This is a genomic window from Ensifer sesbaniae (assembly GCF_013283665.1).
GTDB lineage: Bacteria > Pseudomonadota > Alphaproteobacteria > Rhizobiales > Rhizobiaceae > Ensifer > Ensifer sesbaniae.
On record NZ_JABEKU010000001.1, the window covers coordinates 929,945 to 956,419 of the forward strand.

A 26,475-nucleotide genomic window follows, 5' to 3' on the forward strand; every position below is an offset into this window, starting at 1 on the left:
GGCCGTTTTCAATTGGGTTCGCCAAGGACCGACAAGGGCGAGATAACTGCATTTGGCCAGGATCCGCCGACGAAGAAGCGCAGCCTTTGTCCAGCGTTGAGCGTGTCGATGAAGGTGCCGGCGAGCGCCAGGCTGCCGGTGCGATAGGGAATGACTCCATTGACCGAGAGACTGCCGGTGTGGCCGGTGAAGAGCGCCTGGTTCAGCCGCGCCGACCCCTCGCCGAAACTGGCTTCGATATCGGCGGTCTGGAAGGCGAAGCTGCCGTCGCTCGCCTGAGCCAGCGAGAAGAACTCTCCCGCCCTGACTAGGTCTGCGAAGGCGTTTGCGTCGAAGCCGGAGAGGCTGCCGTTGGCGAGCGAGAGCCTGATGCGGCCCGAGGCTTCCGCCGCCTCCTCGGTCCAGAACGGATGCTCGGTCTCCAGGTCGAAGTTGACGTTGCCTCGGCCGGTCGGGATCGGGCCTGTAAACCCGAAGTCCGCAAGCGCTGCGGCGAGGTCGGCGTTCTTCAGGACCAGTTCGAGCTTGCCGCCCTTTGCCAATCCTGCTTCCGAGATCGCGATCCGGCCGCTGAGCCGACCATTGGCATAGGTGCTGTCAGCGATGTCGATGGAAGCGTGCCCATGATCGATGATGACGCCGGCGGCGACATCCATCAGCCGGAGAGGGCCTATCGATGCCTCCTGCGCCGATAGGCGGAGGTCGGCGCGCCAGGTCCGCACGAAAGCGTCACGGAGCTGCTTGGTGACGTCGTCAGGCTCTACCGGCAATTGATCGATGAGTGGCTGCAGGCCGTTGAGGCCGATACGATCGAAGGCGAGCGTGCCTTCTATCCGGGGCGTATCGTTGGTCGGTGTGGAGACGTCGAGAACACCGGTCGCATTGGCGCCGCCCAGAGCAAGCTGCAGATCGTCGAACTTCAGGGAGCGATCGCCTGTCGTGACATTGGCGCTGAGGTTGAGGCTGCTGTCGGGCAGGGCGCGGCCAGCCTTGCCCTGATACCAGGCCGCCAGCGTTTGCAGGGATGCCGTCGAAAGCTGGAGCCGCCCCGAACTGATCGGTGCCTTCGAGAGGCTGCCGATGCCTTCGAAGGAGAGGTTCAATGGAGTTGAGCTCAGCGATGTCCTGAGCGTCGTGTTGCGGCCGGCGAGCAGGGCAAGCGGCTCGTTGCAGTCGAGCGTCCAGGTCACCAGCTGTCCGCCAAGGCTGCCCGAGAACTCGGCGCCCAGAGGCTCGGTGAAGGAGGGCCACTTGACCGTTCCGGCGATGCCGGAAAATTCCCGGGTCTGGTTGGTGATAAGGTCGATGACCTGCAGGCGCCCGTTTTCGACCGTGACGTCACCAAAGGGCGTATCGTCGCTGGAGGTCGGCCTTTCCGGCGCAGCCAACCAGTGTGGGCGTTGCCAGTTGAGCGTGCCATCCGTCCGTCTTTCCAGCGTGACGACCGGCTCGATCAAGCGGATGTCCTCGAGTTCCGGATCGCCGTCGATGGCCGAAAGCAGGCTGAAGGAAGCGGTTATTCTGCCGATATTCGCGAGCTTGCGCGATGTACCATCTGCCGTCTCGATCGTCGCCGAGTGGAGCGTGAGGGTCGGTTCCGGCCAGAAGCTGATCTCGGGATTGCCTGTTATCCGGCTTTTCCCACCTGACCAGGCGTCGAGCATGTGCTCCACCCTTGGGCGCACGTCGGCGGTGGAAATCAGCAGAGGCAGCGCGGCGTTGTAGGCGGCAGCAAGCCCCACTCCGATCGCCGCTGCCCAGAGGAAGTGGCGACGGCGGAGCCGCGAGCGCAGGCGTGCGTCGCGCATCATATGCAGGAATTTCCGTGTCATGTCCGCCTGGTCGCCGTCGCTTGGGTCACGCATGTTGGATAGGCCTTCGGCCCTCAGAAATCAAATGTGGCGGACAGGAAACAGACAGGTAAATGTCGCCGGCTCGATGCCGAGGCGACTGCGGGTACTGTTTATTTTGCGATGCAGCATGGTATAGAGAGCATGGAGCAGGAGTGGAGGAAAAGCATGCAAGCAGAGCAGCCGTTGTGGGTTCCCAGTCCCGAGATCCGTGAGCATAGTCCCATGGCCGAATTCATCGCCTGGTGCAGCGAACGTTTCGGCAGGACCTTTGCGGATTATGACGCGTTCCATGCATGGTCGGTGGCCGAGCGTGGTGATTTCTGGACCGCAGTATGGGAGCATTGCAACGTCATCGGCGAGCGTGGCGCGACCGCCCTCGTCAATGGCGACCGGATGCTCGACGCTCGTTTTTTCCCTGAAGCGAAGCTGAACTTCGCCGAGAACCTGCTTCGTGAAACCGGCGATGGCGATGCGCTTGTGTTCCGCGGCGAGGACAAGGTCGCTTACCGCCTGTCGTGGAACGAGCTGCGCGCTTTGGTGTCGCGACTGCAGCAGGCGCTGAAAGCGCAAGGGATTGGCCCGGGTGACCGCGTCGCGGCGATGATGCCGAACATGCCGGAAACCGTCGCGCTGATGCTGGCGACCGCCTCGATCGGGGCGATCTGGTCCTCCTGCTCTCCCGATTTCGGCGAGCAGGGCGTTCTCGATCGATTCGGCCAGATCGCGCCGAAGCTGTTCATCGCCTGCGACGGCTATTGGTATAACGGCAAGCGCCAGGACGTCGACGCGAAGGTGCGCGCGGTCTCGGCCAGCCTTGCCGTGCCGGCGTTGATCGTACCCTACGCCGGCGACAGCGCGGCGCTTGCCGCCTCGATCGCAGGCGGTACGACTCTCGGAGACTTCATCGCGCCCTTCGAGGCGAAGGTCCTGACGTTCGAGCGGCTTCCCTTCAGCCATCCGCTCTATGTGCTGTTTTCGTCAGGCACGACGGGTGTACCGAAGTGCATCGTGCATTCGGCCGGCGGCACCTTGCTGCAGCATCTGAAGGAACACCGTTTCCACTGCGGCCTTCGCCGCGGCGAAAAGCTCTTCTACTTCACCACCTGTGGCTGGATGATGTGGAACTGGCTGGCCTCGGGCTTGGCGGTCGGCGCCACGCTTTGTCTCTTCGACGGCTCGCCCTTCTACCCCGACGGCAACGTGCTCTTCGACTATGCCGCGGCCGAGAAGTTCGCGGTGTTCGGCACCTCGGCCAAGTATATCGATGCGGTCCGCAAGGGCGGCTTCGTGCCGGCCAAGACCCATGACCTCTCGACCCTGAGGCTGCTCACCTCCACCGGTTCGCCCTTGTCGCCGGAAGGCTTCTCCTTCGTCTACGAAGGGATTAAGTCGGACGTGCAGCTCGCTTCGATATCCGGAGGCACGGATATCGTCTCCTGCTTCGTGCTCGGCAATCCCCTGAAGCCGGTCTGGCGCGGCGAGATCCAGGGGCCAGGCCTCGGATTGGCCGTCGACGTCTGGAACGACGAGGGGCAGTCCGTGCGCGGTGAAAAGGGCGAGCTCGTCTGCACCAAGGCGTTCCCGTCGATGCCGGTGATGTTTTGGAACGACCCGGAAGGCGCCAAGTATCGCGCCGCCTATTTCGAGCGCTTCGACAACGTCTGGTGCCATGGCGACTTTGCCGAATGGACCGAACACGGCGGTATCATTATTCACGGCCGCTCCGACGCGACTTTGAACCCCGGCGGCGTGCGCATCGGCACCGCGGAGATCTACAATCAGGTCGAGCAGATGGAAGAGGTCGTCGAGGCCCTCTGCATCGGGCAGGATTGGGAAGACGACGTCCGCGTCGTTCTGTTCGTCCGCCTCGCATCCGGGATCACGCTAACCGACGATCTGATCAAGGCGATCAAGAACCGTATCCGCGTCGGCGCGTCGCCGCGCCACGTGCCGGCGAAGGTGATCGCGGTCACCGACATCCCCCGCACCAAGTCGGGCAAGATCGTCGAGCTTGCCGTCCGTGATGTCGTGCATGGCCGTCCGGTGAAGAACAAGGAGGCGCTCGCCAACCCCGAGGCGCTCGACCTTTTTGCCGGTCTCGAGGCCCTTAAGAATTGAGGGTGCGTTAACTTGTTGGCGCTCCCCGAGTTAACCAAGCCTTCAGACTTGCTGAAAAATCACTAAAATTGCGCAGTCGCCTGGTAAGGTCTTGTTAAGAATTCGGGGCGCATTGTCATGTCAACTTGGGCCCGGTCGATGTAGGTCGGCGTTCGGCAGCGATGCCGCCGCAGACATGATGTCATCCCTTTTCGAGCACTTGTTGGTTTAGCATTCGACTATCGAGGTGGCCTCCCAGCCACCTTTTTTTTATGCCGCTTCGGCCGTCAGAAACGAGTGGAGCCAATGCCCCCGGTCGATCAGGATCGGCCTTCGAGCGACCGCGACACCGCGATGACCGGGATCATGCCGGCGATGACGATGATCATGGCGGCAACCGAGGCATCCTCGACCTTCGCCCGCGAGGCGTCCTCGTAGACGAGGGTGGCCAGCGTGTTGAAGTTGAAGGGCCGCAGCATGATCGTGGCCGAAAGCTCCTTCATCGTTTCGATGAAGACGAGCAGGGCCGCAGTCAGAACGGCCGGACGCATCATCGGCAGCAGCACGGTGCGCAGGGTCTGTCCGCCCGTGCGCCCGAGTGCGCGCGCGGCCATGTCGAGATGCGGAGAGAGCTTATGGAAGCCGGCTTCGAGTGTGCCTTCCGCCATGGTCAGAAAGCGCACGCTGCAGGCATAGATGATGGCAAAGCCGGTGCCGGTCATCATCAGTCCGGTGGAGATGCCGAAGGTTTCCCGCATGCCGGCATCGATCGCATTGTCGAGAGCGGCGAGCGGAAAGAGCACGCCGATCGCCAGCACCGTGCCGGGCACACCGTAGCCGAAGGAGGCAAGCCGCCCCGCCGTGTCGGAGACCCGGGAGTGCCCGGTGCGCGCCGCATAGGCCAGTACGAAGCCGAGCAGCACCGTGGCGATCGCCGTCGCGCCCGAAACCAGGATGCTGTGGAAGAGCGCGTTCAGCAGACGAGGCTCCACAAACTGGTCGATCCGCTTCAGGGCAAAGTTGCCGAGGATGAAGAACGGCACGGCGAAACCGGAGAGAACTGGCAGCAGGCAGGCAAGCATCGCCGACCATTTCTTCCAGCCGGTCAAAGACAGCCGGACGGCATCGTGGACGGCCGAGGTGGTCTTCTGGCTGGAGAAGCGCTGGCGGCGCCGTGCGGCCCGTTCGATCATCATCAACCCGATGACGAAGACCAGCATGATGCAGGCGATCTGTGCGGCGCCCGCAAGGCTGCCGCGGTTCAGCCAGGTATCGAAGATCGAGAAGGTCAGGGTCTGCACGCCGAGGAATTCGACGGCACCGATATCGTTCAAGGTCTCCATCGCCACCAGCGTCAGGCCGATCATGATCGCCGGGCGGGCCATCGGGATCTGGATGCGGAAGAACACCTTGAGCGGACCGGCGCCGAGGGTGCGCGCGACGTCCGCAGCCGCCCGTCCCTGCATCAGGAACATCGAGCGGCAAGCGAGATAGATGTATGGATAGAGCACCGAACTCAACACCAGCACCGCGCCGCCGAGCGAGCGGATATCCGGAAACCAATAGTCGCGGCTCGTCTTGAAGCCGAAGATGAAGCGGACCAGGCTTTGCACCGGCCCGGTGAAGGTGAGGAGTTCACCGAAGGCATAGGCAGCCAGATAGGCTGGGATGGCGAGTGGCAGCACGAGGGCTGCGGAGAGAAACCGGCGGAGCGGAAACTCGCAACTTGCCACCAGCCAGGCGGTGAGGATGCCGACGAACGCAGTGCTGGCACCCGTCAGCGAAACGAGGAGCAGCGTTCGCCCGGTCGCGCGTGGAATGACGTTTTCCATGAGGTGCGGCCAGTTGCTGCCGCCACCCGATACGGCAAGCCACGCGATCGCGATGATCGGCATCAGCACGATCACCGACGTCAGGCCGGCCCAGGTCGCCAGGAGAGGATGGGAAAGACCGGTTCCTGCACGTGCAAGACGCCGCTTTGTGCTGTGAGAGGTGGACTGCAATCGATCGATTCCGAAGCGAGACGGCAGGAATAGCTAACCAGCGGCCAGCAAACTGGCCGCCGCAAGTCAACATTTCCTTATAACATCCGGTCTCAGTTCGCCAAGACGCGTTGTGACGGGAAGGAGATTTCCACCAGCGTGCCATCGTTCGGCGCGGAGGTGATCGAGAAATGCGCCCGGTTCGCTTCCGCCATGGCCTTCGTCAGTGGCAGGCCGAGCCCGGTGCCGTCGCCGCGCTTGCGTCCGCCCGTCGTTACCTGCCGGAACGGTTTCATCGCCTGGTCCAGTTCGCTGCGCGTCATGCCGACGCCGGTATCGCGGATCCGCAGGATGACGCTGCCATTCGCCTCGTAGGAGGTCGATACGACGATCTGACCGCCCGACGGCGTGAAGCGGATGGCATTCGCCAGGATGTTGAGCGCGATCTGCTTGATCGAGCGGCCGTCGGCGACGACGTTCGGCACGGCCGCCGAAAGCGAGGTACGGATGATGACGCGCTGGCTGTTGGCCTGGGGCTGGACGAGAGACACGGCCTCGGAAATCGCCTCGTTGATCTCGACGGCGCCGAAGTCGAGTTCCATCTCTCCGGCTTCGATTTTCGAGATATCCAGGAGATCGTTGACGATATCGAGCACGTGCCGGCCCGACCGGCCGATATCGCCGGCATATTCGATATAGCGCGGATGGCCGACCGGGCCGAAATGCTCGCTTGCCATCATGTCGGAGAAGCCGATGATCGCGTTGAGCGGCGTGCGGATCTCGTGGCTGACGCGGGCAAGGAACTCGGTCTTGTGGGCGTTTGCCGTTTCCGCCGCGCGCTTGGCGTTCCGGAGCTCTTCTTCCGTCCGCTTCCACTGGGTGATGTCGCGGATCACGGCGCAGAAGCCGTTGGAAGCCGAAAGCCTGCCGATGGTCATGAACAGCGGGATGAAGCCGCCATTGGCCTCCCGCCCGATCACTTCGCGACCGTCATTCAGCACACTCGCCACGCCATGACCGGAAAGACCGTGCAGATAGTCGATGACCGCCTTCTGGCTCTCATGGGCGAAAAGCGCCGCGAAGGGTTTGCCGCGGATCTCGCCCTCGTCATAGTTGAAGAGGGCGCTGGCCGAACGGTTCACCGAGCGGATATCGCCGTCATGGCCGAGAACGACCACGCCATCGGTGGCTGTTTCCAGAATGGACTTGAGCTCGTCGATTTCCGTCTTCAGGCTCTCGATCTGCTCGCCCCCTGCGACCGCCTCGTCACCCTTGGCCGCTTCGGTGCTCGGCGCGCTCGCCGGTGTCAGTGCCAGCATCAGGGCGCCCTTGCCGTCCCAGCGGATCGAGTGCAGGCGGGCGGTGACCGGCCGCAATTGGCCGTCCTTGCGGATCAGCGTCATGGTGCCGTCGGGCTCGCCGTCGATTGCCTCTTCGCCATTGGCAAACAGCGCGTCTATGCCGCCTTCCTGCGCGAACGCGTCGAGGTCGTCATAGGCGGTGAGGCGCAGGAACTCCGGATTGGCGTGCAGCAATTGGTCGCCGCGATGGACGAGCATGCCGATCGGCAGGCTGTCGAGGATCTCGCCGCTGAGACCGATATCGGCCGTCTGCTGCTGGACTTCGATTTCGCCGGCCGCGTCGTCGGGTGTCTTCGCGTCGAGCGCGGTTTCGCTTCCGTCCTCCTCGACGGGTACAGCGTCTTCGATCTCCGGCTCGCCTGACGGCTGCATTGAAGCCGTGTTATCGTCCTCGCTCGGGGGCAGGGGCTCGGCCGTTGTCGCGCTGACTGTTTTGCCGTTTTCCGGCGCCGCTTCTGCTTCTTCGGCCGGCTTGCCGAAATTCTCGCCCAGTTGGCGGGCGATCTCGCGAAAGGCCGCCTGTTCGCCGCGCGTCAGCCCGCTCGCCGCCCGGTGCTGCTCGAGTTCGACGATCTTGTCGGAAGTCCGGCGGCCCGGTGTCTCCACGATGCGCAGCGCCGGGCGCTCGCCTTGGGAAGGACCCGGGGGCGACGCAGGCTCGTCAATAGGGCTTTCCTCTTCAGGCGGAAGATCCGCTGCTGCCGGCGCGACCGAGAAAAGCGGCAGGCCTTCGGGTTCGGCAGCGCCGCCCTCATCCGTGGCATGCTCTGCGGCAACCTGGCTTTCGGCCTCGATCTCGCCGGTTGGTCCTTCGCTCCCGGCCTCTTCCGGCAGAGATGAGGCCACGGGCCCGTCCACCCTTACCTCGGGGCCGAGCGCCAGGCCGTTGGCGTTCTCGTCCTCGACGGCATCGGCAAGGCGTACGATGCCGAACCCGCGGAAGCCGTCGAATTCGCGCGAGCGGGAATAGGTGGGCAAAGCGGCAAGATCGACCGGAACCTTGAGGCTCGTGCCTTGAACGGGCCAGAAGATCGTCTTGCCGGACCAGGTGTCGCGGCGCTGCAGCAGCGTGCCGATCTTGTGGTCGCGATCGAGATCGTAACGCACCGCAACATCGGTGAAGCTCATGCCGATCACGTCGGCCGCGCGCGGCCCCACCGCGGTCGCGAATTCCTCGGAAATTTCGCTGAAGCGACCCTCGGCATCGATTTTCCAGACGAAACGCACCGCACGGCCGCCAGGCGTAAAGACGAAGTCCGCCTGTTCCGTCGGAGCGATTTCCACCTCGCCGATTTCGCCCGTTTCGCCTTCGGCGCGGCGTTCCTCAGCTCCGTCGGCAGAAATCTCGGGGGGCTCGACACTTCGTTCCTCGGCATCGCTCTCGTCACCGGGCTGTGCCGCCTTAGCCTCGTCGCCGGTGCTGGACGGTTCCGGTTCGATGACGTCGTCCGCTGGAATGCCAGCTTCGTCCGTGACTTGGGCACCGTCGTCGACCTGCGCTTCAACGTCCGATGCCTTGGGTTCGTAGGCCGGTTCCAATGGCGCGACAGGCGCTAGACTTGCAGCCGGTTCGTCGATCATTTCATCGGTTGCCGGTTCGGCGCCGGATGCAATCTCGCTTGCGTCCCGATCCTGATCCTGGACTGGGGGCAGCATGGACGCCTGCTCGGCCGCGGGCGAAACGTCCTCGGGGTCGAGGGTGCCGAGGATGGTCTCGACAGCAAAGAGCAGATGCAACGGCGGATCGTCGGCAATCTTGCCCACGGCCGCCGGCAAGTGCCCCTTCCGGGTAGCCACCGGGCGTTTGATCAGCCAGTCATTGTCGCGCGAAACGGCGACAACGAGTTGCCTGCGCGTCTCGTCCGACATGCCGAGATCGGGAAAACCCAGGGAGTGCGCGACAATGGCGCCTTCACCATCGAGCACCGCCATGTGGGTATCGGGGCCGTCCAGGCCGGCGATCATTCGGGCGGCCCGATCCTCGATCGAAAGCGGCGCGCCCGTATGCGGCGCGGTAAAGAGCACGGCATCCTCGTCCGGCCGAACGCGGATCATCTCGACGGCGACATTGAGCGGCGTACCGCGAAAGCCCGAGAACTTCCGTATCGAAAGCTGGCGGCGATCGCCGACGCGTACGAGCTGCGCGGCCGCGGCGCGCAGCTGGCGCAGCGAAAGATCGTTCTGGTCCGGCCCCGCATCGATGAAATCATAGATCGATCCGGCGCCGAAGAACGCGGCGCCCTGGTCGTTTGCCCAGAGGATGCGTTCGAAATCCCGCGAAAACAGGATCGCCGCATCGCCGCGGGCGAAATGCTCTCGCACCCGCGCATGCACGGCGATGTCGATGAAGGGATACTGTCTCGCGGGCATGGACTGGCCTATTGACGGATCGCTTACGGGTTAACACTCTATTAATACCCGGCCCGCCCGCGAGGGTCCAGCGAGGCCCCGACCTTCGTCCCGGCTTTCACGGCGAAAGGTTAATGCCTCGGATTTTGTGCGCTGCACAATTTTATTGCAATGCACAAGGAGATCGATTATATAGTGCGCATCAAGCAACGGCGCCTCAAAAGAGGGCCTGACACCAAGGAGCGCTTTCATGGCTACCAAGAAGACCGACGACGTATTTTCCCTTTCCTCGTTCGACCCGGCGAAGTTCACCGACAGCTTCCGCGATTTCGCGGAAAAGGGTGCCGCCCAGTCGAAGGAAGCCTATGCCAAGATGAAGACGGCCGCCGAAGAAGCGACGAAGACCGTCGAAGCCACGCTTGAAAGCGCTCAGACCGGCACCGTCGAACTCGGCCTCAAGGCGATCGATGCGCTGCGCACCAATGCCGAAAACTCGCTTTCGCACATGGAAGCGCTGCTCGGCGTGAAGTCGCTCTCCGAACTCGTCGAACTGCAGACGAGCTTCATCCGCAAGCAGGCCGAACTCGCCGTCGAGCAGGCGAAGACCATGCAGGAAGCGACCAAGAAGGTCGCCGAGAACGTCGCAAAGCCGGGCAAGGAAGCTGCCGAAAAGGCAATGTCCTCCTTCAAGAAGGCCTGAGCCGACCGATTGCGTTGCCTAGCCGGTGGCGACAGGCCGCTGTTGCCCCCTGGATCTACGGGTGCGCCGAAATTCAAAAAGACCGGATGGGTTGCCATCCGGTCTTTTTGCAGGATAATCTCAAGTTAAGGCTTGCAAATCGACGGAAGTCTCCGTATGTGAGCCGCCAAGCGACACGACGTCGCCAGCCGTGCGGTTGTAGCTCAGTTGGTTAGAGCGCAGGTTTGTGGCACCTGAGGTCAGTGGTTCGACCCCACTCAACCGTACCATTTCTTCCCTATCTCACGGATGTTGAAGCATTTTGTCGAAGCCGCCGGCGCGAGCATCGCGCGCTCAGAACAGCTTGGCCATCGCTCTCAACGCCGTCACGTCATCGACGCCATTCTGGTAGAGCTCGATCAGTCGGGCGGCCAGTGCAGTGGCCTCGGCTGAGCGGCGCGGGAGATTTCTTTCCCGTATCGCATCGCTGAAGACGTCGTCGATCTTGATGAATTCACCGGGCAGGATTGGCCTGCCCGTTACAGCGACAAGCATCGTTCCATCCTCCTTGCTCGACTCCACGTACGAATCGCTTCCGCGCGATCCCGCGCGCTCGTGGGCAATTGCCCCGAACCATCGCACGGGAGTCTCCCATTGAGCAGAAACGCTGGGAGACGGCGCTCTGTTCCTGCGCTGCGATACCCAAAACGGGTCGATCGGTGACGCTACCGCAGTCAGCCGGAGATGAAAGCCGGTCCGGTTGCGCGAATTGCCCGTCGCGTACAGAGGCGATGGCGACTGTCTTCCTCAGGCGTGAAATCAGCGGCCGCTGACGCCTTCCGTCCGAATAGACATTGGCGCCATCCGTCGGTAAAATTTCGACAACGGATTCTCGGAAGGCGCTGCAATCCATGGCCAACGAATCCATCACACGCAGGCTCGCTGCGATCCTGGCTGCTGACGTCGTCGGTTATAGCCGGCTGATGGAGCGTGACGAGAAAAACACCTACACACAGCTCATGGCGCGCTGGAAGGAGGTTCTGGAGCCACTTGTCGCCACCCATCAAGGCCGTGTCTTCAAGACGACGGGCGACGGTGTGCTCGTCGAATTCTCCAGTGCCGTCAATGCCGTCGAATGCGCCGCAGCACTTCAGCAAGCGATGACGGCGGCAAACCGGGACGTACCGGCGGATCAGGCAATCGTGCTGCGCGTCGGGGTCAACATGGGCGATATCATGGTCGCCGACAGCGACCTCTATGGCGATGGCGTCAACGTCGCGGCCCGGATAGAAGCGCTCGCCAAACCGGGCGGCGTGGCGATCTCGGATGGGGTGCACGAATATGTGCATGGCCGCATCGACCTCGATTTCGTCGACAGTGGCCAGCACGAGGTCAAGAACATCGAGCGCCCCGTGCACATCTGGAGCTGGTCGCCGGACGAATATGACGCGCCGGTGAAGGTTGTCCCCGAAGCGCCGCCGCAGCTCCCGAGCCGGCCATCGATCGCCGTACTGCCGTTCGACAACATGTCCGGCGATCCGGAACAGGGCTATTTCGCCGACGGCATCACCGAGGACATCATCACCGATCTTTCCAAGGTTTCAGGCCTCTTCGTCATCGCCCGCAATTCCTCCTTCGCCTATAAGGGCAAGTCACCGGATATCCGTCAGGTCAGCCGCGATCTCGGCGTTCGCTACGTGCTTGAAGGCAGCGTTCGCCGTGCCGCCAATCGGATCCGGATCAACGCCCAGATGATCGACGGAACGACAGGCGGTCATCTCTGGGCCGAACGCTACGACCGCGGAATGGAAGACATCTTCGAGGTTCAGGACGAAGTGACCCGCACCATCGTCACTGCGCTCAAGGTAAAGCTGACGGCCGGCGAAGAGGAGCGGCGCGAGACTCGCAGCAAGGTCGACCCGGAAGCCTATGACCTGCTCGTCCGATCCCGCCAGGCCATCCTGCGGTTCGACGTGCAATCTTCCGCCGAGGCGCGCAGCATGCTCGAGCGCGCCATCTCCATCGATCCGGGCCTTGCCGCTGCCTATGCGTCGCTCTCGATCGTCGCCTTGACCGACTACATCAACCGGTGGAACGGCGGGACATTCGACAATATTTCGCGTGCCCTCGAGCTCGCCGAAAAGGCTGTCGAAACCGACGAGAACGAGGCGCATGGCCATCATGCCCTGTCGCTCGCGCTCTGCTGGGCACGGCGTTACGACGAGGCGGAAGTCGCGGCGCAGCGCATGCTCAAGCTCGACCCCAATTCCGCCGGTGGTCACACGGCTCTCGGCTCGATCCGGGATTTCCAGAGCCGGTTCGAGGACGCGCTGCCCTATTACACGCGGGCCCACCGGCTCGATCCGCAATTCGACCTTTCGCTGCACTTCCTTGGGCGGACCCTGCTCAATCTCGGCCGCTTCGACGAGGCCGAGATTGCCTTCAAGCGTCGACTGGCACTGGCTCCACGTTCGGACATGACGCGTTTCTATCTCGCCTGTCTCTACGGCCGCACCGGGCGCCATGAGGAGGCGCGGCGTTATTGGCATGAGGTGTTCGAGGTCAATCCGAATTTCTCGATAGATCACCTCAGGCGTGCCATGCCCTACAAGGATCCGGGCGTTCTGGGCCGGTTGGTGGACGGACTACGGGAAGCCGGGATTTCGCTTTAGATGCGACGCGGGACGACCTGCATTCTGGCACGCTCTGTCCATCGCTCCTGGAGGGAAGGGCGCGTGCCGGGAAGCGCGTGCCGTGCACGGACCATGAAACGCCGTTTGCTGCTTGCTCGTGAGCCAATGTGGGGCCATTCTCAGCTTGATTATGGCTATGCGCTTGGACGGGAGGTCAGATCGGGCGACGCTTGATCTCGACCCCGCACCATGACGGGGCCGAGTGCATTTTGCGCTGGAGCAGGGCGTTTACGCCGCGCTCAACATCGCAGAGCTTGCCGTGCGGCCTCTTTTTCTGGTCCTTCGGGCGAGGAGGTTGACCATGTCTCCACAATATCTGGACCATCCGTTACGATTGGGCGACCAGGCTCCGAACTTTGTGCTGGATGCGATCTCACGCGAGGGGAAGATCGCACTCGATGATTTTCGCGGCCGTCGTCCGTTATTGGTCGGGTTGTATCGGGGCCTGCTGTGTCCCTTCTGCCGGCGCCATGTCGCGGCGATGGCGCAGTTCAACCCGGCGCTGCGCGAAAAAGGCGTGGATTCCCTGGCGGTGGTGAACACCCCGGTCGAACGCGCGCGGCTCTATTTCCGCTATCATCCGATACCCGGCCTTCTTGCTGCGTCCGACCCGGAGCGGGCGTCACACCGTGCCTTCGGCTTACCTCTCATCGAGTTCACGGAGGACGAGACCGACTGGCCACGCAGGGTCGGGATGGACCTCGTCAAGACGATGCGGGTCGATCTGCCGAGCGAATTGCCCGAACCGATGGACCCGGCGACGGCCGGCGACCTCCTGAGCGAAAAGGACGGATACGAAATCACGGACGCCGATCAGCAGGTGAGGACACCCGGCCATATGCAGCTTGTCGGCCATTTTCTGCTCGATCGTGAAGGTGTGGTGCGCTGGAGCTTTACGGAAGTTGAGGACCAGGGCCAAAACATGTGCCAGGCGCTCAATCCCGAGGAGTTGTTGGCGGCCGCTTCGCAAGTCGCACATTGATAGCGACAATTCGCTCGACGAGGCCGCCGGGTCGCTACTGCATGTTTCCTTGAATCGTATCCGCTCTAAGGACAAAAACATGCAGCACTTCAAAGTGCTACGGCGGCCTTTGCGCGTCCGAGGACGCACGGCGCTGTAGCGCACGATTGGTCCGCGGATTTCTCCGTTGAGGTGCATCAGATGAAGATCTGGTGCTCCGCCATTACCAGTTCCTGCAGGAAGGCGACCACCGTGCGCACGCGCACGAGGTCGCGGGCGCTTTCGTGGTAGGTGGTCCAGTAGGCGCGGCGGATGGTCGTCTCCGGCAGCACGCGTTTGAGCTCCGGCGTGTGGCGGGCGATGTAATTGTGCAGGATGCCGATGCCGGCGCTGGAGCGCACCGCCTCCGTCTGGCCGGTGGCGCTGGAGATTTCGAAAGAGGCATCCCAGCTTCGCATGATCTCGGCAGAAAAATTCAGCGATGGCGTGAAGATCAGGTCCTCGACATAGCCGATGCGGCGATGCTCCCTGAGGTCGTCGATCGTCCGTGGCGTACCGTGCTTTTCGAGATAGGCTGACGAGGCGTAGAGGCCGAGCGTGTAATCCGTGAGCTTGGAGGAGACGAGACGCCCCTGTTCCGGCCGCTCGATGGTGATCGCGATATCGGCCTCGCGCTGCGACAGCGAGAAGGAACGCGGCACCGGCACGAGCTGCAGTTTCAGCTCCGGATAGCGAGCCGTCAGCCGACCGAGGCGCGGCGCCAGGAAAGACACGCCGAAACCGTCGGGTGCGCCGATGCGAACGGTGCCGGCGATTGCCGTATCGATCCGGCCGATCTGCGACTGCGCTGCCAGCATCTCGGTTTCCATCCGCTCGGCTGCCGTCAGGAAGATCTCTCCCTCGGCCGTCAGTTCGCAGCCGTTCGGCCGGCGCACCAGAAGCCGCGTCTTCAGCGTTTCCTCGAGCGCGGTCACCCGGCGGCTGAGAGTGGCATGGTTGACGCCGAGCCTTTTCGACGCCGCCAGGATCTGTCCGGTGCGCGCGACGGCTAGAAACATTCTGACATCGTCCCAGTTCATAGTGTCGAAACCTCGGTGCGCAGCCGTGGACTTTAATTTCTGCACAACGGTTGCTGAATATAGGAAATTGATTTGTTGAAATCGTAGTGCGATCATGCCGCCACAATCAAGGTCTGGAGGAACCACCATGTACGAAATCGGTCATTTCATCGATGGTAAGCGCGTTGCCGGCAAGAGCGGCCGCGTCAGCAACATCTTCAATCCGGCAACCGGCGAAGTACAGGGTACGGTAGCGCTCGCCAGCGACGCGGAACTGGCGGCAGCGGTCGAGAGCGCCAAGGCGGCGCAGCCGAAGTGGGCGGCCACCAACCCGCAGCGTCGCGCCCGCGTCTTCATGAAGTTCGTCGAACTCCTGAACGCGCACATGAACGAGCTTGCCGAAATCCTTTCGCGCGAACACGGCAAGACCATCGAGGACGCCAAGGGCGACCTCGTCCGCGGCCTTGAAGTCTGCGAATTCGTCATCGGCATTCCGCACCTGCAGAAGAGCGAATTCACCGAAGGCGCGGGCCCCGGCATCGACATGTACTCGATCCGCCAGGCCGTCGGCATCGGCGCCGGCATCACGCCGTTCAACTTCCCGGCGATGATCCCGATGTGGATGTTCGCCCCGGCGATCGCCTGCGGCAACGCCTTCATCCTGAAGCCGTCCGAGCGTGACCCGTCCGTTCCGATCCGCCTCGCTGAACTGATGATCGAAGCGGGCCTGCCGGCAGGCATCCTCAATGTCGTCAACGGCGACAAGGGCGCGGTCGACGCGATCCTCACCCATCCGGATATCGCCGCCGTCTCCTTCGTCGGCTCGACGCCGATCGCCCGCTATGTCTATGGCACGGCGGCGATGAACGGCAAGCGCGCCCAGTGCTTCGGCGGCGCCAAGAACCATATGATCATCATGCCCGACGCCGACCTCGACCAGGCCGCCAACGCGCTGATAGGCGCTGGCTACGGCTCGGCCGGCGAGCGCTGCATGGCGATCTCGGTTGCCGTCCCGGTCGGTGAAGAAACCGCCGACCGCCTGATCCAGAAGCTGACCCCGATGGTCGAAAGCCTGCGCATCGGCCCCTACACCGACGAGAAGGCCGACATGGGCCCGGTCGTCACCAAGGAAGCCGAGCAGCGCATCCGGAACCTGATCGATAGCGGTATCGAGCAGGGCGCGAAACTGGTCGTCGACGGCCGCGACTTCAAGCTCCAGGGCTATGAGAACGGCCATTTCATCGGCGGCTGCCTGTTCGACCATGTCACGCCCGACATGGACATCTACAAGACGGAAATCTTCGGACCGGTTCTCTCGGTCGTTCGCGCCAAGAACTACGAGGAAGCCCTCGATCTGCCGATGAAGCACGAATACGGCAACGGCGTCGCGATCTACACCCGTGACGGCGACGCTGCCCGCGACTTCGCCTCGCGCATCAACATTGGCATGGTTGGCGTCAACGTGCCGATCCCGGTTCCGCTCGCCTACCACTCCTTCGGCGGCTGGAAGTCTTCGTCCTTCGGCGACCTGAACCAGCATGGTACGGACTCGATCAAGTTCTGGACCAGGACGAAGACCATCACCGAGCGCTGGCCCTCGGGCATCAAGGGTGGAGCCGAATTCGTCATACCGACGATGAAGTAACGGGACACGATATCCTCCCGCCTCGGGGCCTCCTTCGGGAGGCCCTTTTTGTTGGATCCGGCGCATGGCAAATGCTGCTGGCTATCCACGACCGCTACGGCACCAACCGAAAACAGCGGGCCGGGGCCCGCTGTCGGTAACTCGAAAACTCGACCTTAGCTCGCGATCATTCCTGCGGACCGTCGTTGTAGCCGACCCTGTCGACCAACTCCGACGCCTTCTTGCGGTTGGCTGCGATCTCGGCGAGCGGCAGTTCGTCCGGCTTGATCGTGCCGAAGGACTTCACGACGTCAGACGGTTCGGCGCCCGGCAGAACCGGATATTCGAACACCTGCTCGGCGTAGATCTTCTGGGCTTCGCCTTCCGAGAAGAATTCCATCAGCTTCAGCGCGTTTTCCTTGTTCGGGGAATTCTTGGCGAGCGCCATGCCCGAGATGTTGACGTGGGTGCCGCGGTCCTTGGCGTTCGGGAAGAGCACCTTGATGGCAGCCGCCCACTCCTTCTGTTCCGGCTCCCGTTCGTTGGTCATCATCAGGCCGACGTAATAGCTGTTGCCGAGCGCCAGGTCGCATTCGCCGGCAAAGATCGCCTTGGCCTGGTCGCGGTCGCCGCCGTCGGGCTTCTTGGCGAGATTGTTCTTGAGGCCGGTCAGCCACTTCTCGGTCTCGGCCTCGCCGTGGTGGGCGATCATCGAGGCGAAAAGGCCGATGTTGTAGGAGTGCTGGCCGTCGCGGGTGCAGATCTTGCCCTTCCACTTCGGATCGGCAAGCTCCTCATAGGTGATGTCGTTCTGGGCGACGCGATCCTTGGAGGCGTAGACGACGCGGCCGCGTGTGGTGAGCCCGAACCAGTTGCCGTCAGGATCGCGGAAATGTGCCGGGATGTCCTTGTTGATCGTCGCGTTGACGACCGGCTGCGTGACGCCTGCGTCCTTGGCTTCCGTCAGGCGGCTGATGTCGACGGTCAGGATCACGTCGGCCGGCGAGTTGGCGCCTTCGGCCTGGATGCGCTCGACGAGACCCTTGTCGAGGAAGAGCACATTGGTGGTGATGCCGGTTTCCTTGGTGAAGGTATCGAGCAGCGGCTTGATCAGATCGGGCTGCCGGTAGGAGTAGATATTGACCTCACCGTCGGCCCAGGCGGCGCTCGTCGTAAGCAGGGTTGCCGTCAGGGACAAAACGCCCATCGCTGCTCTTGAAACGGACATCGCTTCCTCCATTTTCTTGTTTGAGCTAAGTTAACAAAATCGCTCATCTTTCTGACGTCGACGCCGCAAACAGTCAATCGGGAAACCGCTAACACTCAAGAAGAAGTGATTTTTCAAGGTTTTTGGAATTGTTCCAAACTACGATCCGTCCTATATGATGAACTCGTGAACCTCTCGAATGCCGGAGTGAATGATGCGTCTGACGAAACAAACGAACTACGCGGTTCGCATGTTGATGTACTGCGCTGCGAACGGAGAAAAGCTCAGCCGCATTCCCGAAATCGCCAGGGCCTATGGCGTTTCCGAGTTGTTTCTCTTCAAGATTTTGCAGCCGTTGACCAAGGCCGGCCTGGTCGAGACCGTTCGTGGCCGCAATGGCGGCGTGCGCCTGCCTAAGCCCGCATCGGCCATTACCCTGTTCGATGTCGTCAAGGTGACGGAAGACAGCTTCGCGATGGCGGAGTGTTTCGAGGCGGGCGAGATCGACTGTCCGCTCGTCGATAGCTGCGGCCTGAACGCGGCACTCCGCAAGGCGCTCAACGCCTTCTTCGAGGTGCTGCAGGGCTATACGATCGACGACCTCGTCAAGGCGCGTCCGCAGATCAACTTCCTGCTCGGCCTCGAAGAGACGAAGCGTCCGCAGACGACGGCCGCCTGACGATCCCATACCCATGTGCAGCAAATCAAAGTGCTGCAGCGACCGTTGCGCGTCTAAGACGCGCGGCGCTGTAGTGGAGGTTCGCCGCCTCTCACGTCTGCGGTAGATACTCGCGCAAAATGAAATCGATCGCAGTCGGGTCGATTTCCGCCTTGTCGATGCGGAAATCCGCACCGTATTCCTCCAGATTCTGAAAATACGGATCGGCGAGGGACGCCGAAATCACCCCGATTGGCCCGATGTAACCCTGGTGCCGGAGCGCCGGCACGGTCTCGCGGAAATCGAGTTGCGGGTGAAGCCGGTTGTCCAGCAGGATCATCGACACCGGTTTGCCCGAGCGCAGGAACTCCAGCGCGTCTTCCATCGTCCGGCAATAATGCAGTTCGATCTGGATGTTGCTTACCTTGCGGATCAGCGCACGCAGGATCAGGTTTTCCGTCGGATCGTCGTCAACGAGCAGGATGTGGGCGTTTCGCGTCATGACCGATACCCTTGCTGACTTGCGGGCGTCCTGTTCGTGGGGCGTTGCGTAATGCAATACCACGCACCGGCTGTCACTGGATGATCTGTTCTCGGATCGCCTTCGCCACCATCTGGGTGCGGTTGACGACGTCTAGCTTCTTCAGGATCGTTGCTGTGTGGGAATTTACGGTGTGCTCCGACACGGAAACGATGAGGGCGATCTCGCTTGCCGTCTTCCCGTGCGAGATCCATTTGAGAATTTCGGTTTCCCGCGGAGTCAGGCCCATGCCGGTCTTGTTGGCCAGGGCGACGCGATAGAAATAGTCGAAGGCTGAGACCGCGTCATAGGCAAGCTCGAAATGTTCGGCGCGGCCGATGTCGTCGCCATCGCCGAGAAAGAGCACCGCATAGCGGGCGCCGGTCGCGGCCGCATGCACGGGCACGCTGAGGAGCAGCTCGAAGCCAAGTTGCACGAGCAAATTCTGGCCGGCGTCGCAACCCGGGTCGTCCGTCCGCCAGACGGAGGAAATCGCCGACCGGTGCAGAGTCTTGTAGAAAAGAGAGTCACCGAAGCGGTGGCGCTTGTCGTATTCCTCGGCGAGACCGGACGGCAGATCATGCAGCACCAGGCGGCTGGACAGCATGCACGCGTCGTTCTCGTTGCCGAGTTGGAGAATGCCGAAATGGCTGAAGCCGAACCGGAGTGCCATCGTGTGGAAGATGCGGAAGAAGTCGACGCGGTTCAGCGCTTTCTCGAGGTCGTCGCGAAGGTCGTACCGCCTGTGATTTTCCAGCAAAGCCGCCACGGAATGGCTATCCCCTTGTCGTCGCGCGGCAGTCTATCCGGCGCGCCGGCGCAATCAACCGGCAAAGATCGGCTGTGGCATTGCTGGCAGCAAGCGTCATGCCCGTCCCTCGGCAGCCCTGCCGAAAGACGGCGATCTGTAAAAGGCGGCTGCCGGTCCCTCCCAAGGACGTCTGGGCACGTCGATTGTCTCCCCCGAGTTTGTATACATTTTATTGCACAATCCCGTTGGTGATTTCTACCATAGTATCTTGGGATTGACGGAAAGCTGTAGGGACCGAATCGAGCCTCGTGCGGTGAATGATCGCGTATTTCGCCAGCCCGCCGTTCGCGGTAGAATAGAAATGGGCATCCGGGGTGAGACTAACCCCGGTGGAGGGACGGACGAGGCGTGTGACAAACCCTGCGGAAGCAGGCGGAAACCTTGGTCCGAAAAGCGTCGCGCTGCACTGATTCGTCAGCCGATTCTAAAACAGTGGACAGATATCCCGGCTCTACCTGCGGACGAATTTTTCGCATAGACAAATTTATGCGGCGACTTATTGCAATGCGACGCCAAATGTCGTTCCATCCGGCCTTGACCGGGGGGCAACGGCGTTCCGCGTCAGGAAAACACGAGAACAAAAACAAATCTGGGAAGCAAAGCTCATGAAAAAGCTCACTACTCTCTTTGCAGCGACGGCGCTTGCCACGCTGATGGCCGGCTCTGCCTGGTCGAAGACGTTCGTCTATTGCTCGGAAGGTTCGCCTGAGGGTTTTGACCCGGGTCTGTACACCGCCGGCACGACCTTCGACGCGGCTGCGCACACGGTCTACAACCGCCTGCTCGAGTTCAAGAAGGGCACGACCGAAGTTGAGCCGGGCCTCGCCGAGAGCTGGAAGATCTCCGACGACGGTCTCGAATACACCTTCAAGCTGCGTCCGGGCGTCAAGTTCCAGACGACTGAGTTCTTCACGCCGACCCGCGACCTCAATGCAGACGACGTCGTCTTCTCCTATGAACGTCAGCTCAAGGCCGACAACCCGTGGAACAAGTACATCGCTGGCGCTTCGTGGGAATACGCAGCCGGCATGGGCTTCCCGGAAGTCATCAAGTCGGTCGAAAAGGTCGACGACCTGACCGTCAAGTTCACCCTGACGCGCAAGGAAGCGCCGTTCCTCGCCAACATCGCGATGCCCTTCGCTTCGATCCTGTCGAAGGAATATGCCGACAAGCTGCAGGCCGATGGCAAGATGGAACAGATGAACCAGATGCCGCTCGGCACCGGTCCGTTCGCCTTCGTCGCCTACCAGCAGGACGCCGTCATCCGCTACAAGGCGAACCCGGATTACTGGGGTGGCAAGCAGAAGATCGACGACCTCGTCTTCGCGATCACCACCGACGCTTCGGTTCGCTTCCAGAAGCTCCAGGCCGGCGAATGCCACCTGATGCCGTACCCGAACGCTGCCGACGTTGAAAAGATGAAGGCAGACCCGAACCTGAAGGTCATGGAACAGGCCGGCCTCAACGTCGCCTACCTCGCCTACAACACGACCCAGGCTCCGTTCGACAAGGTCGAAGTCCGCAAGGCGCTGAACAAGGCGATCAACAAGCAGGCAATCGTCGACGCCGTCTTCCAGGGCGCTGCCCAGCCGGCCGTCAACCCGATCCCGCCGACGATGTGGTCCTACAACGACAAGCTCGAAGACGACACCTACGAGCCGGAAGTAGCCAAGAAGATGCTCGAGGACGCAGGCGTCAAGGACCTGTCCATGAAGCTCTGGGCCATGCCGGTTTCGCGTCCGTACATGCTGAACGCTCGCCGCGCGGCCGAGCTGATGCAGTCCGACTTCGCCAAAGTCGGCGTCAAGGTCGAGATCGTTTCCTACGAGTGGGCCGAATACCTCGACAAGTCCAAGGCCAAGGATCGTGACGGTGCCGTCATCCTCGGCTGGACCGGCGACAACGGCGATCCGGACAACTTCCTCGACACGCTTCTCGGCTGCAATGCCGTCGGCGGCAACAACCGCGCGCAGTGGTGCAACGAGGAATTCGACAAGCTCGTGAAGAAGGCGAAGGAAACCTCCGACATCGCCGAGCGCACCAAGCTCTATGAAGAGGCGCAGGCCGTCTTCAAGCGCGAAGCGCCGTGGGCGACGATCGACCACTCGCTCTCCGTCGTTCCGATGCGCAAGAATGTCGAAGGCTTCGTTCAGAGCCCGCTCGGCGATTTTGCCTTCGACGGCGTGGACATCGTCGAGTAATTTAGTTAACTGATCGTTAAGGGGGCGTTTGTCATAGGGCAAGCGCCCCTCTTTGCATCTACCACAGCGCCGCGCGTCTGATCAGGCGCGCAAAGGTCGCTGTGACAATTTGAGTTGCTGCGTGTTTTTGCCCTAGGATCCGGTAGGATTTAAGCAGACATGCAGTGGTGCCAGCGGTGGGATACAATGCCGCGGCAACGTGGCGCGGGGTTTAACATGTTCCGATTTCTCATGGGGCGATTGGCTGTCCTGATTCCGACATTCATCGGGGTCTCCATCATCGCCTTCTCCTTCATTCGCCTGCTTCCGGGCGATCCCGTAGCGCTGCTTTCGGGCGAGCGCGTCATGTCGCCGGAGCGACATGCGGAAATTTCTCATCAACTCGGTTTCGACCGGCCGATCGTGGTCCAGTACCTCGATTATCTCTGGGGCGTGCTTCAGGGGGACTTCGGCACCTCGATCGTGACCAAGAAGCCGGTCATCGACCAGTTCTTCGAGCTGTTCCCGGCAACCGTCGAGCTTTCGCTCTGCGCGATCCTCTTTGCGGTCATTCTCGGCATTCCCGCCGGCGTGGTCGCGGCGATCAAGCGCGGCTCGGCCATCGATCAGGCGATGATGGGCACCGCGCTCGTCGGCTTTTCCATGCCGATCTTCTGGTGGGGCCTGCTGCTGATCATGCTGGTCTCCGGCATGCTGCAGTGGACGCCGGTCTCGGGCCGCATCTCGCTGATGTACTTCTTCCCGCCGGTTACGGGCTTCATGCTGGTAGACTCGCTGCTGTCCGGCCAGGCCGGTGCCTTCAAGTCTGCGGTCAGCCACCTGGTCCTGCCGACGATCGTGCTCGGCACCATTCCGCTTGCGGTCATCGCGCGTCAGACGCGTTCGGCGATGCTCGAAGTGCTCTCTGAAGATTACGTGCGCACGGCGCGCGCCAAGGGGCTTTCGACTTTCCGTGTCGTCGGCGTTCATGCGCTGCGCAATGCGATGATCCCGGTGGTCACCACCATCGGCCTGCAGGTGGGCGTCATGCTCGCCGGCGCGATCCTGACCGAAACGATCTTCTCCTGGCCGGGCATCGGCAAGTGGATGGTGGATTCGGTGTCGCGTCGTGACTACGCCGTCATCCAGGGCGGCCTGCTGGTCATCGCCGCGGTGATCATGCTGGTCAACCTCATCGTCGACCTGCTCTACGGTCTCATCAATCCGCGCATCCGGCACTAAGGAGGGCGTCATGTCTCAAGCTGCTGCAACAAGCGCCGTTTCGACCGATCCGTCCCGCCGGGCGCGACTGGCCGAGTTCTGGTATTACTTCGCCGAGAACCGCGGCGCCGTCATCGGCCTCGTGTTCTTCCTGTTCCTCGTTCTGCTCGCCGTCTTCGCGCCGTGGATCGCCCCGCATGATCCGGTGGCACAGTACCGCGATGCGGTGCTGGTCCCGCCCGTCTGGCAGGAGGCCGGCCGCGCCGACTACCTGCTCGGCACCGACGCCGTCGGTCGCGACATGCTGTCCCGCCTGATTTACGGCACTCGCTTCTCGCTGTTCGTCGGCGTCATCGTGACGACGCTGTCGCTCGTCGGCGGCATCGCGCTCGGCGTCATCGCCGGCTACTTCCGTGGCTGGGTCGATACCGTCATCATGCGCGTGATGGACATCATCCTTGCCTTCCCGTCGCTGCTGCTGGCCCTTGTGCTCGTCGCGGTGCTCGGCCCGGGCCTCGTCAACGCCATGATCGCCATTGCGCTCGTCTTCCAACCGCACTTCGTGCGCCTGACGCGCGCTGCCGTCATGAGCGAAAAGACCCGTGACTATGTCGTTGCCGCCAAGGTTGCCGGTGCCGGCCATGGTCGCCTGATGTTCAAGACGATCCTGCCGAACTGCATGGCGCCGTTGATCGTCCAGGCGACGCTCTCCTTCTCGAGCGCCATTCTCGATGCTGCGGCCCTCGGCTTCCTCGGCATGGGCGCCCAGCCGCCGACACCGGAATGGGGCACGATGCTCGCCGAAGCACGCGAGTTCATCAGCAGCCACTGGTGGGTGGTCACGCTGCCGGGCATCGCGATCCTGGTCACGGTGCTGGCGATCAACCTGATGGGTGACGGCCTGCGCGATGCGCTCGATCCCAAGCTGAAGAGGTCCTGATCATGGCGCTTCTCGAAATCGAAAATCTGGTCGTCGAATTCCAGACGGCCTCCGGTCCCTTCCGCGCCGTCAACGGCGTGTCGATGAAGGTCCACGAGGGCGAAGTTCTGGCGATCGTCGGCGAATCCGGCTCGGGCAAGTCCGTGTCGATGCTGGCCGCCATGGGACTTCTGCCGTGGACGGCGAAAGTCACGGCCGACAAGTTGGCCTTCAACGGCCGCGACCTGCTCGGCATGTCGGCGAATGAGCGGCGCAAGATCGTCGGCAAGGACATTGCCATGATCTTCCAGGAGCCGATCGCCAGCCTCAACCCGTGCTTCACGGTCGGCTTCCAGATCGAGGAAGTGCTGCGCGTCCATATGGGCCTCGACAAGGCCGCCCGGCGCAAGCGGGCGATCGAGCTGTTCGAGGCGGTCGGCATCCCGGATCCGGCCGAGCGGCTCAACCACTACCCGCACCAGATGTCGGGCGGTCAGTGCCAGCGCGTGATGATCGCGATCGCGATCGCCTGCAACCCGAAGCTTCTGATCGCCGACGAGCCGACCACCGCGCTCGACGTGACGATCCAGAAGCAGATCCTCGACCTCCTGATGAAGCTGCAGGCCGAGCACAAGATGGGTCTGATCATGATCACGCATAACATGGGCGTGGTTGCGGAAACCGCCGACCGGGTGGTCGTCCAGTACAAGGGCCGCAAGATGGAAGAAGCCGACGTGCTGACTCTCTTCGAGAATCCGAAGAGCAACTACACGCGCGCACTCCTGGCGGCTCTGCCTGACAACGCAACCGGCGATCGTCTGCCGACGATTTCCGAACTCTTCGTCGATGAGGGAGCTGCCCAATGAGCGTGATTCTCGAAGCGCGCAATCTGGTGCGCGACTACCATATCCCCGGCGGTCTCTTGAAGAAGGCGAAGACCGTTCACGCGCTCAAGGGCGTGAGCTTCAGCGTCGAACAGGGCAAGACCCTGGCGATCGTCGGCGAGAGCGGTTGCGGCAAGTCGACGCTTGGGCGCATTCTCACCCTGATCGATCCGGCAACCTCGGGCGAACTGCTGATCGAGGGCAAGAAGATCGACATTGCCAAGGGCGACATGACGCCGGAGATGCGCCGCAAGGTGCAGATCGTCTTCCAGAACCCCTATGGCTCGCTCAATCCGCGCCAGAAGATCGGCGACATCCTGATGGAGCCGCTGGTCATCAACACCGATACGCCCGCCGACGAGCGTCGGGATCGGGCGATGACGATGCTGAAGAAGGTCGGTCTCACCGAACTGCACTTCAACCGCTACCCGCACATGTTTTCGGGCGGTCAGCGCCAGCGCATCGCCATTGCGCGCGCGCTGATGCTGAATCCGAAGCTGCTGGTGCTGGACGAACCGGTGTCGGCGCTCGACCTGTCGGTTCAGGCACAGGTCTTGAACCTGCTCGCCGATCTGCAGGACGAGTTCAAGCTGACCTACGTCTTCATCAGCCACGATCTTTCGGTCGTGCGCTACATCGCCGACGACGTCATGGTGATGTATTTCGGCGAGGCCGTGGAATATGGCAGCCGCGACGAGGTCTTTGCGGATCCGAAGCACAGCTACACCAAGACCCTGTTTGCCGCGACGCCGCGTGCGGATGTGGCGAGCATCAAGGCCCGGCTTGCCAAGAAACGGGCCGCCTGAACCTCGCCCACGAAATGAAACACCGAAGCCGGGCAGCCACTGTCCGGCTTCTTTGACTCGGGGACGCGATCGTGTAGAGGTGTCGCGCCGCCTTCACTTCTCGCCTTTCGGCGGCGGGCAGCCGCTTTTCGGCCGGACGGACCCGTTCGGCCCAACCTCAGGAACACGATCATGGAAATCAAGCGTTTCGAAACCGGCCCCCGTATGAGCCAGGCCGTGGTCTACAACAACACCGTTTACCTCGCCGGCCAGGTCGGCAATGCCGGTGACGATGTCGTGACGCAGACGAAGCAGGCGCTTGCCGAAGTCGACCGTCTTCTGGCGCTCGCGGGCACCGACAAGACCCGTATCCTGTCGGCCACCATCTGGCTCGCCGACATGGCCGACTTCCCGAAGATGAACTCGGTCTGGGACGCCTGGGCTCCGCAGGGTCATACCCCGGCGCGCGCCACCGGCGAAGCCAAGCTCGCGACCCCGGAATATCTCGTCGAAGTTATCGTCGTCGCTGCTGCCGCCTAAGGCCCGCGGTACGATCGTCGCGTTTTTCCGCGCCGCCGGCCCCGGGTCCGGCGGCGTTTTTCGTTGCGTAGCATGAGCGCGCCAGCGGAACCA

The 26,475-nt window shown here is 62.3% G+C and carries 20 protein-coding genes and 1 tRNA gene; 13 read left to right on the forward strand and 8 right to left on the reverse strand.

Annotation, left to right across the window (positions count from 1 at the left end):
- Positions 1-8 precede the first annotated feature (8 nt).
- Positions 9-1,832, reverse strand: a complete 1,824-nt coding sequence (locus tag BHMPCIPO_RS04495) for an AsmA family protein (RefSeq protein ID WP_173518082.1) — start codon at positions 1,830-1,832, stop codon at positions 9-11.
- A 186-nt stretch (positions 1,833-2,018) separates the two neighbouring features.
- Here BHMPCIPO_RS04495 and BHMPCIPO_RS04500 point away from each other — a divergent pair, with 186 nt between their 5' ends.
- Positions 2,019-3,971 (forward strand): acetoacetate--CoA ligase, encoded by a 1,953-nt coding sequence (locus tag BHMPCIPO_RS04500; RefSeq protein WP_173515656.1) that lies wholly within the window; start codon positions 2,019-2,021, stop codon positions 3,969-3,971.
- A 299-nt stretch (positions 3,972-4,270) separates the two neighbouring features.
- Here the strand turns inward: BHMPCIPO_RS04500 and BHMPCIPO_RS04505 are convergent, their stop codons facing one another.
- Together BHMPCIPO_RS04505 and BHMPCIPO_RS04510 are read right to left on the reverse strand one after the other, a co-directional pair.
- Positions 4,271-5,953: an ABC transporter permease gene (locus BHMPCIPO_RS04505; protein WP_173515657.1), complete on the reverse strand. Its 1,683-nt coding sequence runs from the start codon at positions 5,951-5,953 to the stop codon at positions 4,271-4,273.
- Positions 5,954-6,045: 92 nt separating this feature from the next.
- Positions 6,046-9,663: a PAS domain S-box protein gene (locus tag BHMPCIPO_RS04510; RefSeq protein ID WP_173515658.1), complete on the reverse strand. Its 3,618-nt coding sequence runs from the start codon at positions 9,661-9,663 to the stop codon at positions 6,046-6,048.
- A gap of 229 nt (positions 9,664-9,892) precedes the next feature.
- Here BHMPCIPO_RS04510 and BHMPCIPO_RS04515 point away from each other — a divergent pair, with 229 nt between their 5' ends.
- The gene (locus BHMPCIPO_RS04515) at positions 9,893-10,342 is read left to right on the forward strand and encodes a phasin (protein WP_173515659.1); all 450 of its coding nucleotides are present in this window, start codon (positions 9,893-9,895) and stop codon (positions 10,340-10,342) included.
- A 192-nt stretch (positions 10,343-10,534) separates the two neighbouring features.
- Positions 10,535-10,611, forward strand: a tRNA-His gene (locus tag BHMPCIPO_RS04520).
- A gap of 64 nt (positions 10,612-10,675) precedes the next feature.
- Here the strand turns inward: BHMPCIPO_RS04520 and BHMPCIPO_RS04525 are convergent.
- Positions 10,676-10,876: a hypothetical protein gene (locus BHMPCIPO_RS04525; RefSeq protein WP_173514874.1), complete on the reverse strand. Its 201-nt coding sequence runs from the start codon at positions 10,874-10,876 to the stop codon at positions 10,676-10,678.
- Between the two features lie 356 nt (positions 10,877-11,232).
- On the opposite strand from BHMPCIPO_RS04525, the gene BHMPCIPO_RS04530 reads away from it, so the two are divergent.
- Both BHMPCIPO_RS04530 and BHMPCIPO_RS04535 read left to right on the forward strand, forming a co-directional pair.
- Entirely contained in the window at positions 11,233-12,993 is a 1,761-nt protein-coding gene (locus BHMPCIPO_RS04530; protein WP_173515660.1) for an adenylate/guanylate cyclase domain-containing protein, read from the forward strand.
- A 322-nt stretch (positions 12,994-13,315) separates the two neighbouring features.
- A complete protein-coding gene (locus tag BHMPCIPO_RS04535; protein ID WP_173518083.1) occupies positions 13,316-13,996 on the forward strand; it encodes a peroxiredoxin-like family protein in 681 nt (226 codons plus the stop codon).
- A 176-nt stretch (positions 13,997-14,172) separates the two neighbouring features.
- Here BHMPCIPO_RS04535 and BHMPCIPO_RS04540 read toward each other — a convergent pair whose 3' ends face one another.
- Positions 14,173-15,054, reverse strand: a complete 882-nt coding sequence (locus BHMPCIPO_RS04540; RefSeq protein ID WP_173515661.1) for a LysR family transcriptional regulator — start codon at positions 15,052-15,054, stop codon at positions 14,173-14,175.
- A gap of 127 nt (positions 15,055-15,181) precedes the next feature.
- On the opposite strand from BHMPCIPO_RS04540, the gene BHMPCIPO_RS04545 reads away from it, so the two are divergent.
- Positions 15,182-16,678 carry a CoA-acylating methylmalonate-semialdehyde dehydrogenase gene (locus BHMPCIPO_RS04545; RefSeq protein ID WP_173515662.1) on the forward strand — a complete coding sequence of 499 codons (1,497 nt, stop codon included), beginning with the start codon at positions 15,182-15,184 and terminating at the stop codon, positions 16,676-16,678.
- A gap of 166 nt (positions 16,679-16,844) precedes the next feature.
- On the opposite strand, the gene BHMPCIPO_RS04550 is transcribed toward BHMPCIPO_RS04545, so the two are convergent.
- On the reverse strand, positions 16,845-17,864 hold the full coding sequence (locus BHMPCIPO_RS04550; protein WP_376741647.1) for a Fe(3+) ABC transporter substrate-binding protein: 1,020 nt from the start codon (positions 17,862-17,864) through the stop codon (positions 16,845-16,847).
- 214 nt (positions 17,865-18,078) lie between these two features.
- On the opposite strand from BHMPCIPO_RS04550, the gene rirA reads away from it, so the two are divergent.
- Positions 18,079-18,543, forward strand: a complete 465-nt coding sequence (gene rirA / locus BHMPCIPO_RS04555) for an iron-responsive transcriptional regulator RirA (protein ID WP_173515664.1) — start codon at positions 18,079-18,081, stop codon at positions 18,541-18,543.
- Between the two features lie 91 nt (positions 18,544-18,634).
- Here rirA and BHMPCIPO_RS04560 read toward each other — a convergent pair whose 3' ends face one another.
- Positions 18,635-19,024: a response regulator gene (locus BHMPCIPO_RS04560; protein WP_173515665.1), complete on the reverse strand. Its 390-nt coding sequence runs from the start codon at positions 19,022-19,024 to the stop codon at positions 18,635-18,637.
- 73 nt (positions 19,025-19,097) lie between these two features.
- The gene (locus BHMPCIPO_RS04565) at positions 19,098-19,811 is read right to left on the reverse strand and encodes a helix-turn-helix transcriptional regulator (RefSeq protein ID WP_173515666.1); all 714 of its coding nucleotides are present in this window, start codon (positions 19,809-19,811) and stop codon (positions 19,098-19,100) included.
- A 647-nt stretch (positions 19,812-20,458) separates the two neighbouring features.
- On the opposite strand from BHMPCIPO_RS04565, the gene BHMPCIPO_RS04570 reads away from it, so the two are divergent.
- The 6 genes from BHMPCIPO_RS04570 to BHMPCIPO_RS04595 all read left to right on the forward strand — a co-directional run bounded on the left by BHMPCIPO_RS04570 (position 20,459) and on the right by BHMPCIPO_RS04595 (position 26,382).
- Positions 20,459-22,054, forward strand: coding sequence for an ABC transporter substrate-binding protein (locus BHMPCIPO_RS04570; protein ID WP_173515667.1), 1,596 nt, complete (start codon positions 20,459-20,461; stop codon positions 22,052-22,054).
- A gap of 216 nt (positions 22,055-22,270) precedes the next feature.
- Positions 22,271-23,275 (forward strand): ABC transporter permease subunit, encoded by a 1,005-nt coding sequence (locus BHMPCIPO_RS04575; RefSeq protein WP_173515668.1) that lies wholly within the window; start codon positions 22,271-22,273, stop codon positions 23,273-23,275.
- Positions 23,276-23,285: 10 nt separating this feature from the next.
- Positions 23,286-24,194, forward strand: a complete 909-nt coding sequence (locus BHMPCIPO_RS04580) for an ABC transporter permease subunit (protein WP_173515669.1) — start codon at positions 23,286-23,288, stop codon at positions 24,192-24,194.
- A gap of 2 nt (positions 24,195-24,196) precedes the next feature.
- Positions 24,197-25,039, forward strand: a complete 843-nt coding sequence (locus BHMPCIPO_RS04585) for an ABC transporter ATP-binding protein (protein ID WP_173515670.1) — start codon at positions 24,197-24,199, stop codon at positions 25,037-25,039.
- The gene (locus BHMPCIPO_RS04590; RefSeq protein ID WP_173515671.1) at positions 25,036-25,863 is read left to right on the forward strand and encodes an ABC transporter ATP-binding protein; all 828 of its coding nucleotides are present in this window, start codon (positions 25,036-25,038) and stop codon (positions 25,861-25,863) included. Before BHMPCIPO_RS04585 ends, BHMPCIPO_RS04590 begins: the two co-directional genes overlap by 4 nt.
- Before the next feature lie 171 nt (positions 25,864-26,034).
- Complete coding sequence (locus BHMPCIPO_RS04595) at positions 26,035-26,382, forward strand: RidA family protein (RefSeq protein WP_060516475.1); 348 nt, start codon at positions 26,035-26,037, stop codon at positions 26,380-26,382.
- Positions 26,383-26,475: the final 93 nt, after the last annotated feature.